The sequence below is a fragment of the Vibrio sp. 2134-1 genome (assembly GCF_033339495.1).
In genome coordinates, this window is the sequence record NZ_JAWOUS010000890.1 from 1 (window position 1) to 533 (window position 533).

Below are 533 nucleotides of genomic sequence, written 5' to 3' on the forward strand. Positions count from 1 at the left end.
TAGCGCCCAATAAACTTGGTTGGGTTGCAAAGAATTGAGATCTCGCATCGCGCGCTTTCGGTCACTGCGATTAAATGTGTTTAAAACACCACCAGTTCCACCGTTGTAAGCGGAAATCATACTGTACTCTAACGAAGTTGGATGCTGAACTTCGCGTAAATAACGGTTTTTGAGGATGTAGAAGTAGGCGGTTCCTGTGTCAATATTGTTTTCTGGGTTGAACAAATACTCTGGGCTAGGTTGTCCTGATTTGTTCTTTACGAGCTTAAATACATCACGACCAGCGGTTTTGGGCACTACTTGCATCAATCCATAAGCATTGGCCCAACTTACTGCGTAAGGGTTAAAACTGCTCTCGGTTTTGATGATGGCGTAAATCAGATCTTCAGGAATGTCGTATTTTTTTGACGCGCGACGCACGATATCCGCGTATTGGTAACTACGCTGAGAGAAGTGATCCTCTACCATTGGAATCTCAACGTAATACGCTTTTTTAAAGTCTACATCTTTGGTTTTGATGTTATTGGCAATCA

Annotated in this window: 1 protein-coding gene; it reads right to left on the reverse strand. The window is 42.8% G+C overall.

The genetic code is table 11. The features are described from left to right. The coding region (locus tag R7R78_RS29095; protein ID WP_225474963.1) for a murein transglycosylase domain-containing protein at positions 1-533 on the reverse strand (533 nt) is incomplete at both ends.